The sequence below is a fragment of the Evansella vedderi genome, assembly GCF_030813435.1.
GTDB lineage: Bacteria > Bacillota > Bacilli > Bacillales > Salisediminibacteriaceae > Evansella > Evansella vedderi.
Map to the genome: position 1 here is coordinate 1 of NZ_JAUSUG010000012.1, position 14,564 is coordinate 14,564.

18 protein-coding genes are annotated in these 14,564 nt (G+C 35.0%); 12 read left to right on the top strand and 6 right to left on the bottom strand.

Translation table 11 applies throughout. The features are described 5' to 3' along the window. Positions 1–342 precede the first annotated feature (342 nt). Complete coding sequence (locus J2S74_RS14795; protein WP_307326706.1) at positions 343–663, bottom strand: DUF4870 domain-containing protein; 321 nt, start codon at positions 661–663, stop codon at positions 343–345. 85 nt (positions 664–748) lie between these two features. Between J2S74_RS14795 and J2S74_RS14800 the strand changes: the two genes are divergently transcribed. After that, positions 749–1,240, top strand: a complete 492-nt coding sequence (locus J2S74_RS14800; RefSeq protein ID WP_307326708.1) for a metallophosphoesterase family protein — start codon at positions 749–751, stop codon at positions 1,238–1,240. Here the strand turns inward: J2S74_RS14800 and J2S74_RS14805 are convergent. Next, positions 1,237–1,371 (bottom strand): hypothetical protein, encoded by a 135-nt coding sequence (locus tag J2S74_RS14805; RefSeq protein WP_307326709.1) that lies wholly within the window; start codon positions 1,369–1,371, stop codon positions 1,237–1,239. The two genes, J2S74_RS14800 and J2S74_RS14805, sit on opposite strands and share 4 nt — an antisense overlap. A 158-nt stretch (positions 1,372–1,529) precedes the next feature. Here J2S74_RS14805 and J2S74_RS14810 point away from each other — a divergent pair, with 158 nt between their 5' ends. After that, a complete protein-coding gene (locus J2S74_RS14810) occupies positions 1,530–2,231 on the top strand; it encodes a DUF3889 domain-containing protein (protein WP_307326711.1) in 702 nt (233 codons plus the stop codon). Positions 2,232–2,325: 94 nt separating this feature from the next. Continuing rightward, the gene (locus J2S74_RS14815) at positions 2,326–2,484 is read left to right on the top strand and encodes a hypothetical protein (protein ID WP_307326713.1); all 159 of its coding nucleotides are present in this window, start codon (positions 2,326–2,328) and stop codon (positions 2,482–2,484) included. Positions 2,485–2,572: 88 nt separating this feature from the next. Here J2S74_RS14815 and J2S74_RS14820 read toward each other — a convergent pair whose 3' ends face one another. Beyond that, complete coding sequence (locus tag J2S74_RS14820) at positions 2,573–2,887, bottom strand: hypothetical protein (RefSeq protein WP_307326715.1); 315 nt, start codon at positions 2,885–2,887, stop codon at positions 2,573–2,575. Positions 2,888–2,919: 32 nt separating this feature from the next. After that, positions 2,920–3,129 carry a heavy-metal-associated domain-containing protein gene (locus tag J2S74_RS14825; protein ID WP_307326717.1) on the bottom strand — a complete coding sequence of 70 codons (210 nt, stop codon included), beginning with the start codon at positions 3,127–3,129 and terminating at the stop codon, positions 2,920–2,922. A gap of 536 nt (positions 3,130–3,665) precedes the next feature. Here J2S74_RS14825 and htpG point away from each other — a divergent pair. From htpG to J2S74_RS27445, 5 genes are all read left to right on the top strand, one after another. Beyond that, entirely contained in the window at positions 3,666–5,549 is a 1,884-nt protein-coding gene (htpG, locus tag J2S74_RS14830) for a molecular chaperone HtpG (RefSeq protein WP_307327012.1), read from the top strand. A 199-nt stretch (positions 5,550–5,748) separates the two neighbouring features. Then, complete coding sequence (locus J2S74_RS14835) at positions 5,749–6,699, top strand: hypothetical protein (RefSeq protein ID WP_307326718.1); 951 nt, start codon at positions 5,749–5,751, stop codon at positions 6,697–6,699. Beyond that, positions 6,692–7,357: a class D sortase, LPxTATN-specific gene (gene srtD, locus J2S74_RS14840; protein WP_307326720.1), complete on the top strand. Its 666-nt coding sequence runs from the start codon at positions 6,692–6,694 to the stop codon at positions 7,355–7,357. The genes J2S74_RS14835 and srtD overlap by 8 nt, the downstream gene beginning before the upstream one ends. 182 nt (positions 7,358–7,539) lie before the next feature. Beyond that, a complete protein-coding gene (locus tag J2S74_RS14845; protein ID WP_307326721.1) occupies positions 7,540–7,761 on the top strand; it encodes a hypothetical protein in 222 nt (73 codons plus the stop codon). 25 nt (positions 7,762–7,786) lie between these two features. Further along, entirely contained in the window at positions 7,787–8,458 is a 672-nt protein-coding gene (locus J2S74_RS27445; protein WP_370876020.1) for a nuclease-related domain-containing protein, read from the top strand. A gap of 346 nt (positions 8,459–8,804) precedes the next feature. Here J2S74_RS27445 and J2S74_RS14850 read toward each other — a convergent pair whose 3' ends face one another. Continuing rightward, positions 8,805–9,530, bottom strand: coding sequence for a DUF3270 family protein (locus tag J2S74_RS14850; RefSeq protein ID WP_307326723.1), 726 nt, complete (start codon positions 9,528–9,530; stop codon positions 8,805–8,807). Positions 9,531–9,743: 213 nt separating this feature from the next. Then, positions 9,744–9,986 carry a hypothetical protein gene (locus J2S74_RS14855; RefSeq protein ID WP_307326724.1) on the bottom strand — a complete coding sequence of 81 codons (243 nt, stop codon included), beginning with the start codon at positions 9,984–9,986 and terminating at the stop codon, positions 9,744–9,746. 129 nt (positions 9,987–10,115) lie between these two features. Here J2S74_RS14855 and J2S74_RS14860 point away from each other — a divergent pair, with 129 nt between their 5' ends. The 4 genes from J2S74_RS14860 (at position 10,116) to J2S74_RS14875 (ending at position 14,392) form a co-directional block, all read left to right on the top strand. After that, positions 10,116–11,543 (top strand): DUF7125 family protein, encoded by a 1,428-nt coding sequence (locus J2S74_RS14860; protein ID WP_307326726.1) that lies wholly within the window; start codon positions 10,116–10,118, stop codon positions 11,541–11,543. Positions 11,544–11,557: 14 nt separating this feature from the next. Beyond that, a complete protein-coding gene (locus J2S74_RS14865; protein ID WP_307326728.1) occupies positions 11,558–11,800 on the top strand; it encodes a hypothetical protein in 243 nt (80 codons plus the stop codon). Further along, the gene (locus J2S74_RS14870) at positions 11,797–13,935 is read left to right on the top strand and encodes a LuxR C-terminal-related transcriptional regulator (protein ID WP_307326730.1); all 2,139 of its coding nucleotides are present in this window, start codon (positions 11,797–11,799) and stop codon (positions 13,933–13,935) included. The genes J2S74_RS14865 and J2S74_RS14870 overlap by 4 nt, the downstream gene beginning before the upstream one ends. Positions 13,936–14,167: 232 nt before the next feature. Next, complete coding sequence (locus J2S74_RS14875; RefSeq protein ID WP_307326732.1) at positions 14,168–14,392, top strand: hypothetical protein; 225 nt, start codon at positions 14,168–14,170, stop codon at positions 14,390–14,392. Positions 14,393–14,564: the final 172 nt, after the last annotated feature.

Below are 14,564 nucleotides of genomic sequence, written 5' to 3' on the forward strand. Positions count from 1 at the left end.
GCTCTCCAGCGCCGATGGTAGTTGGGGGTTTCCCCCTGTGAGAGTAGGACGTTGCTGGGCAGATAAAGACATTCTCAGATGAGAGTGTCTTTTTTATATACTGAATTATGTCTGAAATATGAATACCGCGGGTAAATTGCTCGCAACGGCGGGTAAACTCAGGTGTAACTGACTGAAGCCCTAACTATTCGAGCTGCGAAGTGTTACATACTAAATGAAAAAGAGAAATCTTATGTCTGGGTTATGAACACGGCAAGTAAAGGGACTCTCATGGATAGTAAACTCCTTCAAATGGACAGTTAAAAAAAATTCCCCTGAATCAATAAATGGGCATTGTTAGGTTTATAGAATCCGAAAAATGAACGGAAATCTATAGTATTCTCCTTCGTATGCTTTTATTGCAGCTATAATAGTTAATAGAAAAGTTCCGACTGCTATAAATAAAAGTAAGAAAACACCAATTATTAGAAGGACAAGAATAGAACTAATAAACCCATATACAGTTACGGAGATCAAGAAATTTAAATATTCCCTGCCATGATGATCAATGAATGTTGAATCATTTTTCTTAATTAACCAAATAATGAGTGGTCCAAAAAACACAGTAAAGAAGCTTATAATATAGATTAACATGGCAAGAATACGTTCGTCTTTTTCGGACATTTTCTCCCTCCTATCTAAGTATCTTTGAATACTTATAAAAACATTCTATTACGTTCATTCATTTTTTGAAAGGGGAGAACTATTCATGAAAATTGTGGTTGTCTCTGATACGCATATACCTAAAAGGGCAAAAGAATTGCCACAGCCACGCTTACGAAAATTGAAAACTACCGATAGGATCATTCATGCAGGTGATTGGCAAACAATAGATGTATTTCATCAATTGTCTGCATTTGCTCCGGTGGATGGTGTTTTTGGGAATGTGGATAGAGAAGATATAAAAAAGATCATGCCAGAGAAAAAAATTATTACCATAAAAGGATGGAAAATTGGCATTTTTCATGGACATGGGGACCGGAAAACAACCGAGAAAAGGGCCATAGAGGCTCTTTATGGTGAGGTTGATTGTGTTGTTTTCGGCCATTCCCATATACCTTACTTAAGATATGTTAAAAAAACATTACTATTTAATCCAGGCTCTCCTACGGATAAAAGGAAAAATCCCTTTTATTCCTTTGGTATATTTACCATATATGACACTATTCGTGCGGAACACGTCTTTTCCTCTGAAATTTAGTTGTTTTTTAAGAAACCCCTTTGTCTTGCTAATTCAACCTTTGCTTCGTTATAAGATAATCCTGACTGTTTATTTCGTCGTTTTACTTCATCTATATCTGTACCAACAATTGTTTTATTTTCTTTTGCCAACCAGTTTCCCTCCTTATATGAGCTTGTGGAACTTATTTTTTACGAAATCGAAAAATATCATTCCATGGAACATTTAACAATTCTAGGTTCCTGTCACAGGTCAACCATCTGCCTGCATATTGTACTTATGAATAATAGGAAAGACAGGAGGAATTAAATTGTATCCATATTATCCTTACCCTTATGCTCAACACCATATGCAACTTGGGCACCACCCGTACAGTTATCAACCATATCCATTGAACCCTTATATCCAGCATCCAAGTCATTTTGGTTATGATCAACATTATTTCGGAGAACCATTTGATATGCAGCGTCAACAGCAGCCTGTTAGGGGGCAGGCATCCTGGACGGAAGGCGGTCAGGTTACACAATGTGGTATTCCTTGGTCAGCAAATAGATATATGACGGCTGCTGTAGGAGAAAATACCCCATTTCGTTGTGGTCAAACACTGAGAGTGATAAATGTATCGTCCCCAGAAGCAAAAGAGATTACTGTTACCATTGTGGATGTAGTCCCTGGATATCCACCAAATAAACTTAATTTGCATAGGCGTGCTTTTGAAGCTTTAGGAGCAGACCCAGACCTTGGTGTCATTAACGTTGAGTTTTTCCCGACAACAGAGGAAGAAGAGGGAGTGTGGGGGAGATATCTAGTCGGCATCACCCAATCAGCATATCCGGGACACCAAATAACAGATTATAGGTTCGTAGAGAAAAATGAAGTATCAGCTGATCAAACAAGGGAAACATATGAATTTAATTTGCAAGGACCACAAGGGGAAATTACCGTTCAAAGTAATGTCCTGTATAACCCAAGAACCAATCGTGTCATTTCCTTCGATGTAAAAGAAGTATAAAGATTTAAACAAAGATGTGATTTAAATAGGGTCACATCTTTTTTCATTCTAAGGGAAAACTAGGTTTATCTTAATAAAAGGACAGGTGAAAATCATGACGATTGATAAGAATAGTAAATCGAACACACCATTTGAAAACCTTAAAGGAGCGAAAGAAAAAAATATTGAGAAGGGAGCTAAAAATAGAAAAGAGGAAGGAAAGATCAATTCAGAAAAACTGCGTTATGAATTTGCAGATGAAATTTATGAGTAATAAGTAATAGATGGGGAGTAGTGCAAAAATACTTGTATGTGCACTACTAGCCCTTTTAACTTACATAATTTCGTTTAATTCCACAATTCTAGTGTATGAAATCCCCTTCTTGCCCATTATAATCTTCAGAAATTACCCTGTTCTCGTTAATATCATTCCAGCCATCAAAATAGTCATAGCACGTCTGCTTTAAACTTTCCAATTTATAAATAAGGCCATCGATATCATAAGTGTGGATGGTATCCGTTAACGTAACATTTTCTTCCGTTCTGGATTTAATGTTAATTTCCATAGATCCATCCCATTTAATGTTTGCATCAAAAGTTCCATCTTCATCTTCAATTTCTAGACCAATAACTTTTTTTTCATCATTTAAATGCTTTGCTTTAATTATCCAGTTCATATATACCACCCTGTTCCCTTTAAAACTCCAAACTACTTTTGCGTTTGGTATCCTGCCCGTTGAATTGTATTTTTCAGTTGTTCCACGGATGTGGACTCTTCATCGAATTCTACCTTTACAATGGCATTCTCAAAGTCAGCTAATGCCCTTTCTACTCCTGGTAAATTAGCTAATGCTTTTTCTACGGTTTGAACACATCCACCGCATGTCATGCCTTTAACAGTTAAAGTAACTTCCTTCATTATTCACCCTCCGAATTTTTATTTATAAATTTTAATTATTGTTTGCAAACTGCTATATATTAATCATGAATAATCCTCATTATTTTCCTTTGAAGACATGGGATTTTTTATGTAAAGTTAAATGGGAATTTTTTCTGTGTGAATATTGTTCTGAGTGTCTGTGCAAATTAAATATTGAAGAGGGAAGGTTACTTCCTTCTTCATTAGAGTCATACAGGATTAGGGTTGTCGTTATAATCACCTTGAGGGGATGGTTAGCTTGGACTTGTAACAGGCAACAGAAGCTTCTAGGAAAAAAACGACGTTGTAAGGGAGATGTTTACGGCAGAGTAACATCGATTTTACCCCAGAGAGCCAGTGATGACTCAGGAAGGGTGGTCTTTTACGGCCACCCTTTTTTTATGTGTGGAAGACTTTCTAGTATCTACATTGTTGACATAAGAAAAAGTTTTATGATATAAAAAAATAGGATGTTAGCACTCTTGTAAAACGAGTGCTAAAAGTGGATTTTTTTGAAAGGAGATGTACTAATGGCAATGAAAACAGAATTTAAAGCAGAATCGAAACGTTTGTTGGAATTGATGATTAACTCCATTTACACACAAAAGGAGATTTTTTTACGGGAGTTAATTTCCAATGCAAGTGACGCAATAGACAAGATTTATTACAAGGCTTTGACCGACGATAGCCTTACATTTGAAAAGGATAATTATTACATAAAGGTATCAGCGGATAAAGAGTCTAGAACCTTACGTGTGGCAGACACTGGTATCGGAATGACCAAGGAAGAGCTAGAGAATAATCTTGGTGTTATTGCAAAGAGCGGGTCCTTTGCCTTTAAAAATGAAAATGAGTTGAAGGACGGTCACGATATTATCGGACAATTCGGTGTTGGTTTCTACTCCGCCTTTATGGTTGCAGACACGGTTACTGTGTTGACAAAGGCCCTGGGCAGCGATACGGCCTACAAATGGGAGTCGGAAGGGGCTGACGGCTATACCATTGAGACAGTAGAAAAGGATGAAGTTGGAACGGAAATTATCTTAAAAATTAAAGAAAATACAGAAGATGAGAATTACGACGAGTTTTTAGAAGATTATCGTCTCCGATCTATCATTAAAAAATACTCTGACTTTATCCGATATCCAATTAAAATGGATGTCAAAGTGAATGCTGCTTCTGAAGATGATAAGGAAGCAGTGGATGCTACTGAGGTGCAAACAGTCAACAGCATGGTGCCTATTTGGCGTAAAAACAAGAGTGAGTTAACGGACGAAGATTATGAAAATTTCTATCAAGAGAAGCATTATGGTTTTGACAAGCCATTAAAGTATATTCATATTAAAGTGGATGGTACATTACGTTACAATGCTATTCTATATATTCCTGAAAACATGCCATTTGACTACTATTCAAAGGAATATGAAAAGGGACTAGAGCTATATTCCAACGGTGTATTAATTATGAATAAGTGTGCGGATTTATTACCTGACTACTTTAGTTTTGTAAAAGGGATGGTAGATTCTGAGGACTTGTCGTTGAACATTTCTCGTGAGATGCTCCAGCACGATCGTCAGTTAAAGCAAATCGCAAAGAATATTAAGAATAAAATAAAGAGTGAACTAGTGAAGCTAATGAAGGACGACCGGGAAAAATATCAAAAGTTTTACGAGTCCTTTGGTAGAACGTTGAAGTTTGGCATTCAAAGCGATTTCGGTATGAATAAGGAAGACCTGCAGGACTTATTGATGTTCTACTCTTCTAAAGAGAAAAAGCTAGTTTCATTAGATGAGTATGTTGCAGGGATGCCAGAGGAGCAAAAATACATTTACTATGCAACTGGGGAATCCTATAAACGTATTGCTAAGCTTCCTCAAACAGAGTTAGTGGCAGATAAAGGCTATGAAATCCTCTTCTTTACAGAGGATATCGACGAGTTTGCTATCAAAACATTGATGAAATACAAGGATAAAGAGTTCAAGTCCGTATCCAGTGGTGACTTAGGTATTGAAGAGGATGCTGACGAAAAAGCAAAATCCGAAGAAGAGAGGAGCGAAAATAAAGAGTTATTTGCTGCAATGAAAGAAGTTCTTGGTGGAAAAGTGACTGATGTTCGTGTTTCGAAGCGTTTGAAGTCCCATCCAGTCTGTTTAACTGCTGAAGGGGAAGTGTCTATTGAAATGGAGAAAATTCTTCAAGCACAAGGGCTTCCTGAGGGTCAAAATGTAAAAGCAGATAAAGTTCTTGAAGTGAATGTAAATCATGATGTATTCGAATCTTTGAAAGCGGCCTTCGAAAAGGATAAAGAGAAGTTGAGTCTGTACACCAACTTACTGTACAACCAAGCGTTGTTAATTGAAGGATTACCAGTAAGTGATCCAGTTGAATTTACAAATGATATTTGTAAAATAATGAAATAAACTATTTGTTCGTAAAAAGTCTCCTCCAGGGAGGCTTTTTTTTGCTGATAAAAGCGTTCACCTTAAATGGGCAACTGGCTAATTTCTGCAAAAGCTTTCACGAAAATAAAACAAACACCATAAAAATGTTAATGTTAACAACTTAACAATACTGTAAGCGCTATAAATTGAGATTTGATAATCAAGGAGGAATTAGGTAGTGAAAAAGATTTTAATGGTGTTTTGTTCTTTTATTTTAATGTTTTCTACATTGAGTATATTTACATCAAATGTTTTTGCAGAAAGGGAACGATTAATAGCTTCATATGATGTTTCCAATGGTTTCGAAAAAGAAGTACGGTTAGACTCTTATACAACCTTAGATTGGACTTTAGAGAATGGAGACGGCATTTATGAATTAATAATAGACCTTCCCGGAAAACAACTTCCAGCTTCTGGATGGAAAGACTTTTATGAAGAGAAGGGTTGGGATACAGCACAAACAAATGAATTCCCTCTAGAATTTTCGGACGGATCCACAGGAACTTTGTATGTTGATGTTATTGGTAATTCAGGTAAAGTAAGGTTCCTCATTGAAGTGAATGAACAAGTTTCCGAGAACGAATCACAAGATGAATCTGAACAAGTTTATGAGAGCGACTCAAAAGATGAATCTGAACAAGATCCAATAGATTCAGAAAAAGATAAGGACATAGAAAAGGAAAAGAAAACAGATCGGGATAAAGATGTTTCTGAAAAGGAATCCTATGAAGATAAAATTTGCGAAAAAGACATTAATTTGATTTTGGTTGAAAATGATAGTGAAAATAGTCAGAAAAACTTAGATGTACAAATGGAAGCTTCTAAATCAGGTACGTGGTACATCTGGATCAATCAAGCAGATGAGCCGATTATAACTGAGGAAAATACAGTTACTTTTGAAGGACTATCGCCTGGTACACATCATATTAAAGTAGAGTTAAGGGATGACACTGGTAATATTGTTTGTGAATACGAGGAAATTTTTACCGTATCCACTGTTGATGGTGGTATCTTACCGGAAACGGCAACACATTGGCCTAATTTATTACTCTCTGCGCTACTTTTAATGGGCTTAGGGATCTTTGTCAGAACAATAATCGCTCCTTCCCATTTGAATAGGTATGAATAAATGGAGTAATTTAATTAGAAAAATAGCAACAGGAATTACTGTTTTAGGATCTATACTATTTATTTATGCCATATTTAACTATGCACCTATTTTTTTCGTAAATAACGAAACATATGAATATGTCTCAAATGACTTTCTTGAACGGGAAACGATAAGGGCAGCTGAAAATATAGTGGAAACAGATTTAAACATTAGTGAAACCAATAACATTAATTTAGAGGATGTTTTACTATATCCGAAAAGGCCTGAAATTGGTGAAGAAATTGGCATTCTTGATATTCCAGTTATAAATGCTAAACTACCAATTTTTCACGGGACGGATGAAGATGAACTCGACAGGGGAGTAGGACACTATCGTGGTAGTGTTTTACCTGGAGAACCTGATCATTCCATCTTATCAGGCCATCGCGATACGGTGTTTCGGGAATTGAAGGATGTCAATATAAATGATGAATTAATAGTAACTACTACAGCAGGACAATTTACGTATGTAGTTGTTGACATATATATCGTTGATGCTGAAGACACAAGTGTAATAAGACCTACCGGAAAACCAACATTAAGTTTAACTACATGCTATCCGTTCACTTTTATTGGAAATGCACCTGAACGTTATATTTTAGAGGCCGATTTAGTAGATTTTCAGTTAAATCAATAAACTGTTTAACGTTGGATTGTATTATCCCCTCAATTATACTAGAGGGGATTTTTTTGTTAGAAAGAATATAAAAGTTTAAAATGTGGCAATTTTGTTAACGAGAACGATTGTTCTTGTAGGGCATTCTTAGATAGATTAAGATGATATTGGATGTTTAAGAAAATTTAGAAAGGAAGTAGATTATGGAATATAAATCTCGTAAAGAATCTAAAGAGTTACTTACTCTGAGAATTTTAAACAGTCGTTTAAAATTACCAGAAGAAAGTGAGAAATATTATTGGAGTTTAGGAAAAGGATTCGCTGGAGAAAAATTGTTAGACGTTCACGTTTCCGAGAAGTTAACTGTGGATTCAATCATCATAAATGATTTGTTGATAGAGCATTCAAACATGAAACACAAATAGACTCTCTTATGGTTTTTCAAAAAGAATTAATGCCTTTGAAGTAAAAAATTTTGAAGGGGATTTTTATATTAATGAGAGGGAAAACAAATGGTATTGTAAGCCGGAAATACGAGTCAAAAGCCCCATCATTCAAATCCAACGTAGCGAACAGATACTTCAACCGTTCCTCCAGAAACTGGGGTGTAATTTACCAATCACCTATTATGTCATCTTTGTCAATTCTGAATTCGCCTTGTTTCAAGCAAACAAAGATCTTCCAATTATCTTACCAAATCAAAGTAATCGCTTTTTTAAAACGTTGAATACACAACCCACAAACCTCAGTCAAAACCACATAAAGCTCGCCGATCGAATACTTTCCCAACACAAATCAGAATCTTCCTACTCTAAAATATCTAGTTTTAAAAATAACGAATTGAAAAAAGGAATCTGTTGTGAGAGATGCAGGTCTTTTATGTTTTCTCACGGGCGCACTACTTTAATTTGTCTCTCATGTGGAGTTATAGAGAAAGTAGATTCTGCCGTAATGAGAAGTGTAGGGGAATATATACTCTTGTTTCCAGAGCGAAAGATAACTACAAATGATATATGTGAATGGTGTGGGATGGAAGGGGGGAAGAAGACAATCTTAAGGATTCTACATACTCATTTTAGACTAGTTACTAAAGGTAGAGCGGCATATTATGTTAAAAAATAAGTGGGAAATTAATACAAATTTCACTAAAAACTTATCTTGGTTTGAATGTTACCCTATTTTTGCGTAGTCTTTATTCGGAACATTTCACTTTTAAATGTTACCGAAATTTAGAGGGTTCGTAGTTTTCGGTAAGTATTAAAGCATAAATGCTCCCGAATTTGCGCCCACTCTTTTATTTCGGTAACATTCCACATCGAAATGTTACCGAAATTTAGAGGGTTCATTGTTTTCGGTAAGTATTAAAGTATAAATGTTCCCCAAATTCCGTCTACTCTTTTGTTACAGTAACATTCTTACCTCGAAATGAACAAAGTTGTAGCAGGATAATTACCTAAATCTCCTCTTCTCACCATTGAAAAAAATACTTCAGTGACATGGTTACTGTTGTATAGGCTACAACTCCTATAGCGAAGGTGGGGAAGTGAGCTTCTTCATCTGGTGGCAGTTCGTACTTTAAAACATTCAGTATCATAGCCCCCGATATAAAAGCAAATACTATCGACTCCATAAGGGGGCCTAGGGAAACGGTCATTCCCATGATCCAGCCAACAATTATACCGATGGCCAACACATAGCGACCCATGTGATTATAAATATCCGCATACTCTCTCCACAAATCATGGGCAACTGCCACAAAATGAAGACCCACTGCTAGTCCATAAAAAACAGCTTGAACTCCATGTACCTCATGAGAAATAATTGTATATGCAACTAATGCATTATAAAGTCCAAAAAACAATATTTGCAGCCAAAATAAGGCCCTTGCCTTTCCGGGGCGGCCTTTTCGTTGTTCTTTTCTCACTACTTTTTGGATACCATAAAAAATCAAAACTCCAAGTAAACCAATAAAATATAGTTCTGACTCCATGGTAAAGTAATCACCGTATTTTTTTACTAGTAATTGTTCTTTATGAAGAGTAGGGAGGACGTAGACGAAAACATAGGATACAGCAAGGCCTCCTGAAAAAGAGAACCACTTTAAACGTTGAATTCTTCCTGAAGGAATGAGTTCATTTGCTAATAGATGAATCATTATAAATACAAATCCCATAATAAAGGCGTCAAGTGACATAATATATACTCCCCTAACCGTCAACTTTCTCTTCAATTATGGTTTCCTATTATTATGAAAAAATAAATAAAAGAGGCATGAAAATCCTATATCCACCAATATTATGAATAAGATTTAATAACCTTCCACAATCTCTACCTTTTCCGCTCTGATTGCCCAGGGTAGCTATATTCCATTCTAACTAATTGTCCCACTCAAAGGATTCCAATTCATCTACAGCAAACCAACTACATTCCCAGCAGCACGGTCTGGGCCAAATAAATCTATTTCTGTTAACACTATTGAGTCTTCTTTAGAAATTCCATCCACTACTAAAATTCTTGAATCGCTTATTTCAAAAATACAACCTTCTATAACACTAGAAATTCCTGGATCTAACTCATTTTCTGCAATTTCATAATTTTTACAGCTAAGTGCTAATAAACATACTAGTTCGATTGAAAAAATAAATTTCACTTTTTACACCCTTCTTTGAAAGATTCTTAATAGAATATACCCATGGTTATTTTTGCAAAACAGCACAAAATCTCAACAACATTATGTATAATATTATGAGTTACTACAGATTTTCAGGAGGTTCTTATCATGACATCATATACTGCTACAGGAATCGACGGATTAGATTATATATTAAATGGAGGTTTCCCCGCTGGTTCATCTATATTATTAGATGGAGCGCCAGGTACTGGAAAAACCATCTTAGGTATGCAATTTTTATACGAAGGGGCGATGAAAGGTGAGCCTGGTATTTATATAACCTTTGAAGAATTTCCTGAACAAATATATAACGAAATGCATGCCTTTGGCTGGGATATAAAAGCGTTGGAAATGGAAAATATACTCCGTGTTATTTGTCTTTCACCAGAAATCCTGATCGATCAAATGAAACAGCCAAACGGGCTTTTTGAACAATTAATTAAGGAAATTAACTGTAAGCGAATTGTTATTGATAGTTTAAACCTACTATACTTCGGAATCGAAGACCTGGTGGAAAAACGTAAAACCATCTATACACTTAGAAATATTCTAAGGAAAAATACTTTAACCTCTATTTTAATTCACGAACAAACTTCTATTAATAAACACAACATTCCCATTGTTAGTTATATAGTGGACGGTGTTATTCGACTTCTACTCCAAGATCACCAAACGATGTATCGTAAAAGGACGTTAGAAGTACTCAAAATGCGTGGCACCAAGATCCGGGAAGGAGAACATATTTATAGAATTAATAATTCCGGTGTAGACCTTATTCCATCGTTAACGATGATCGAAGATAAAGCCATTACAGAGTATCAATCGGAAAATATAAGCACAGGTATTCCAGCATTGGACAACCTGCTGCAAGGTGGTATTCCTAAAGGAAGTACCTTTATTTTAGACACGAATAGTAAAGCGAACTACAAATATTTTCTAGGTTCTATTTTGGCACGAAGGGCACTTGCTGGGGAAAATGCTGTAATTTTACTATCAAGTCTTGCATCTATCTTAGATTTAGAACATATTTACAGTCTGTTTGATGTGGATCTTCGTGATTTAGTATCTAAGAAAAAAATCTACTTTATCGAACACTATGATCGCCCTATTCCTGAGGGTTACCGGTCAGCTGTGATCAAAGTTCATAACTTAGATGACGAAGAATATAAGCGAGTTATCGATGAAAACCTTTGGAATTATATTAAAGACAGCACGGAACAAGGGGAAAAATGGTTCATATACTATGACCTTAATACTATCGTTTCCAGAAGAGGAAAAGATTTTGTTAAAAGTTATTTTACTGAGGAAGCTGCAAAAACTGCAGCTAGAGGAATTACATTACTTGCTTTAAGCAATTTTACTGAATTAGGTCAAGAAACATCTAGCTTCCTCGAAAGAACGTGTAACGGTGTTTTACAAACAAATGTGGATGGAAATTATCAGTATTTCCAAGTGAAAAAATCTCCACAAGGAGTTATGTCACAGCCTTTATTAGTTGAAAATATACAATCAAAACCTTTCATTAGGTTAGTATAGGAGGATCCGATTATATGGAATCTATACAAATTAATCCATTAACGGTGGAATGCACATTGTTCTTTCAGGAAAATCCTTATACATTTGAAACATTGTCTGGGTTAGGGACAAGACTTGGCAGAAAGCCAGAGGATTTGAGGCCCGTCCTTGACGAATTAGTAACGAACACAATTTTAGAAATTATGGGTACTGGAGACAATGCTATCTATCGATATAACCAACCAAAAAGTGTTGACATGAATGGGTTGATGATATGATAAATATCCTGTCTTTTGTTCAAGAAATACAGCAAGCATACTCGCGGTTAACGAATTTGACATTATTAATAGTAGATGAAAAGGGAAACGAAATAACAAAAATAACGGGGGAAAATTCCTTTAGTAATTTGGTATATCATGATTTTTTTAAGGAACAAGTACTTGAGGGATTTTTACAACCTTTATCTAAAATTAAGCAAGTCGTTACTTTAGATACTGTTTTAGGCCCGAAAATGTTAGTTTCTCCTATATATATTAATGAAAAATTAAGTTACTATATTCTCGCTGGTTCTATAGTTGAAGAAAATTCGAGGGAATTTATTAAAAAAAATATTATGGAGCAAGTGGAAAACCCTGATGAATATATTCAAGCTCTCGATTATTCTATCTCAAATACTACTGCAAAAGAAATTAGCAACAAAGTTGATATGGTCAAAAAACTGACCCATATCATTTCCTCCCATTTAAACTCGGAGTTTGAAAGGAAAAACAGCAGTCAATTCTTAAGTAAAGTCAATCAAAACCTAGATGAAATTAAAACCGGCGTAACTACCATCTCTTCCTTTATTGGAGGTTTTGATCTATCGAGAACAAAGATAGATTTTTTAGGCATTGCAATGGAAAGGGAAGAGGGACAATATTATGTAGAGGCAATCATTGGTGAAAATACGGAAGCCATTAAAGGATACTGCTTCCAATTGGGAGAAGGTTTTTTTGGAAGAACACTAGTCACTGAAACTCCCCAATTTTGGAAAAATATTTCGAATGATCCACGGGTAAATATTTTTACCGCTAATGGCCTCGAACCGAAGTCTTTAGTTTGTACACCTATTTTTGATAATCAAAGGATAAAGGGTGTTTTATTTGCAGGTTCAAATAATGAAGAGCTTGATGAAGAGATTTCCTATGAAAGATCAGCAATTTTTGCCAATATGCTAAGTTTGCATTTAACGATTGATCAATTGAAGGAAGAGCAGCAAAATCATTTAATGAAGTTGTCCACCTTTAATGAAATCTTCCGTGTGATCACCTCAGTGGATGATATTAAAAGAGTACTCTATATTCTGGTGGATATAAGTATAAATCTCATTAGGGGATCATTTTCCACTATTATTTTTAAACCGGAGCAAGGGGAGTCTAGGGTTGAGATTATCTCCCGTGGCCTTTCCTCAGACCAAATTAATGATTATTGCCATGATGTGGCATTGAGAGCTTTCTCAAAGGATAATAGTATGGACTACGATGTAAGAAATCCAATTCAGAAATCAACTAGTTGGGGGGCAAATGTACTAGAATTCCCGTTAGTTTATAATAACCAATTATATGGGGTACTTTGTGTTGCCATTCAACCAAAAGTAGATCCTGAAAACTATAAATCATTCCTTTCTACTCTAGCTATTGCTGGAGGAATCGCCATTCATCTCCGACTAAATCAAACGGGAATAGGAACGGAGAACTATAAGGTAAATTTGCTTTATAAAGCGATGAAAGGGCTTAATAAGGATAAGTTTACATTTACAACGAAGGTAAGCGAATTGGTAGAAAACTTTAGCCAAACTATTAAAGAAAGCTTTAGTAAATCATTAAAGGATGCCAGTTTACTTGTAGGATATGAATTTTATTTTATTAAAGAAAATGTATCAGATAAAAAAATAATAGCTATATTACAAGGCTGTAATGATTTACTTCAAGGAAACTCAACGAGTCATAGTGAATATAGTAAAGAATCAGAAATTCTCGCGTTAATTTATTATTATGTACAGAAAAAAGAAAAAATAGATGAAACCAATAAATTAGTAAATATCTCTCCAGCTGTTAGGAGTCAATTTAAAGACTTTATTAATAAAAATAATGTATTGGAAAGTGAAATTGTACTTAACCTAGACAAAAAGCCCGATAACATCCAGAATAAAGAAACAGTAATTAAAGAAGAGCTGAATTTATCCACTAGAGAGTTAGAAGTATTGAAACTAGTACTAAAGGGCTGCAGTAATAATGAAATTGCACAAACATTATTTATTAGCGATCATACCGTTAAAAACCACATGACAAAAATTTTGAATAAAGTTGGTGCTTCCGACCGTGCACAGGCCATTGCCAAAGTATATCAAATGGGGTACTCATCCTCTATGTAACTAAAAGTCCTGCTTTAAGCGGGCTTTTTTTTATGGTCTTCTATTCCTATTCCTACTCCAATTTTTACTCCTAGTATCAGTAATAGGAATGAACTCCTATTACACCTAACGATACTTTAGATCTAAATTAAGAACACCCGGTGATATACTTCCCCTTTCTTATCATTCACAATAGAGTTAGTAAATTTTTTCAAAATCAAATGACAGGATAAAGAAAGGTACTGCATACCCCATGAATAACACAGAAGAGTTAGTTCAATTGACAAAAACAATTCGATTCATTTTAATTTTAAATTCTAGAAGAAATAAAAGAAGCTTCATCTATTTTGGACGTGCATGTGAGAACCTCCTACTGAAGCAAATGAACGATATTCAAATTATAAAGTATCAGAAATCTAATCTGGGATTATTTTACTACTATAATAAACCGACAGAAACATACATTTACATTGAGTAATAGGGGTATTTTATGGAGCAGTCTTTCTTAAATTCAAGAGAACCTGATAATCAATAAAAATAGATAAACCTAGAGCTTATTTCAGGTGCAGAGTAGTAACTTTCAGTGCAAATAAAATTTCCTTTATCTATTCACAATAAGAAAGTACAAGATAGAAATTTCTAGAAGCTAA